The following is a 2,124-nucleotide window of genomic DNA, read 5'->3' on the forward strand; positions in this document are numbered from 1 at the left end:
AACGCTGGCGGAGTACATGGTCCCGAGTGCGATCGTGACGCTGGCCTCGCTGCCACTGACACCCAACGGCAAGCTGGATCGCAAGGCGCTGCCGGCACCGGAGGCGGAGTCCTACGCGGTGCAAGCGTACGAAGCACCGGAAGGTGCGGTGGAGGAGGCGATCGCGRCGGTGTGGTCAAGCCTGCTGGGTCATGCCCGGGTGGGCCGCCACGACAACTTCTTCGCCTTGGGCGGCCACTCGTTGTTGGCGATTATGATGATCGCGCAGCTTCAGTCTCGAGGAGTATCGACGGATGTGCGTACGCTCTTCGCTAGTCCGACGGTTGCTGGTTTAGCTGCAGCGAATGTCAATCATGGGCCGGCGAAGGCCGCGCTGTCGTGGACGGTGCCGGCGAACGCTATCCCGCAAGATTGCACGGCGATCGAGCCGTCGATGCTGCCTCTGGTCAAGCTGGAACAGTCGCAGATCGATGGTATTGCGGCGACGGTGCCGGGTGGGATGGCGAACATCCAGGACATCTACCCGTTGGCGCCGCTGCAGGAAGGCATCCTGTTCCATCATCTGTTGACCCGGGATGCCGATCCTTACTTGTTGGTCTCTGTTACTAGGTTTGACAGTCGTGAACTGCTGGATCGTTATATCGATGCGGTGCGGACTGTCATAACGCGCCATGACGTGCTTCGTACTTCCATACTTTGGCAGGGCCTCCCCGAGCCCGTTCAAGTAGTCTGGCGAGACGTATTTCTTTCCATCGAGGAAATCGTTCTCGATCAGACAGATGCCGACGCATTAGACGCCGCAGATAATCTCTATCGACGAATCGATCCACGACACTATCGTATGGATCTTCGAGTTGCCCCAATGATGCGGGGATATATTGCGTATGACGGAGCCAACGATCGATGGCTTCTCATGATGCTCGACCACCATATCGTGAGTGACCACGCCGCTCAGGAGATCCTAGGGCGTGAGGTCCGTGCTCACCTTTCAAATCAAGCGAACCTGCTTCCGGCGCCGGTTCCGTTCCGGGACTACATTGCGCAGCTGCACGAAAGTACAGCGCATGCCGAGCATGAAGTGTTTTTTAGGGAGATGCTTGGCGACTTGAGCGACACGACAGCTCCTTTTGAGGTTACGCATGTACGCGGTGACGGCACCGGTGTTGAAGAGGCAATCGGTGAAGTGGGCGCTTTGGATGCTCAGCGCCTTCGTGCATCGGCTCGAAAGTTTGGCTTCAGTCCGGCGAGCCTCTTTCACCTGATATTGGCTTTAGTTGTCGGTCGCACAACAGGTCGAAGCGATGTCGTGATAGGTACGGTACTGCTTGGCCGCATGCGAGGTGGGGAGGTGCAGGCCAAGGCGATGGGCTTATTCCTGAACACGCTTCCACTTCGGCTTAGGCTTTCGGGGATCGGCGTTCTGGAAGCGCTGCGAAAAACTCAAGAAATCCTCTCCCTCTTGATGACGCATGAGGATGCATCACTTGCTATGGTTCAACGCTGCAGTGCCATTCCCGCACCTATGCCTCTTTTTTCGGCGCTGTTGAATTTTCGTCATGATGAAGATGAAGATGAGCTAAGTAGTTTCGAAGGAATAGAGGATCTGGGTGGCGAGGAGCGCACGAATTATCCGCTGACGCTGACGGTGGATGACACAGGGGCTGATTTTAGGCTGAAAGTACAAGCCCAGACCCCAATGGTCGCCGGATATATCCTTGGTCTCGTAGGGCGTGCGACACAACAGCTAATCGAGGCGCTGGAGACGGAGTCGGCGCGTCCGGTGCTTGCACTGGAGATACTGCCGGCGCAGGAGCGTCATCGTGTAGTGACGGAGTGGAACGCGACGACGGTGGCGTACCCGTCCTCGTGCGTGCATGAGTTGTTCGAGGCACAGGTAGCGCGGACACCAGCGGCGACGGCGGTGGTGCATGGGGCGYTGTCGCTGAGTTATGCGGCGCTGAACGCGCAGGCCAATCGCCTGGCTCGCCATCTGCGCAAGCTGGGCGTGGGTCCGGACGCGCGGGTGGCGCTGTGCGTGGAGCGTGGGCTGCCGATGATGGTGGGCCTGTTGGCGGTGTTGAAGGCCGGTGGTGCGTACGTGCCGCTGGATCCGTCGTACCCGGC

At 58.9% G+C, this 2,124-nt stretch carries 1 protein-coding gene; it reads left to right on the forward strand.

What is annotated here, in order from left to right; genetic code table 11:
- Window positions 1-34: 34 nt before the first annotated feature.
- The coding region (locus tag AC1DYM_RS22935) for a condensation domain-containing protein (protein WP_477342347.1) at window positions 35-2,124 on the forward strand (2,090 nt) is incomplete at its 3' end.

The sequence above is a fragment of the Luteibacter sp. P1_D3 genome (assembly GCF_056406135.1).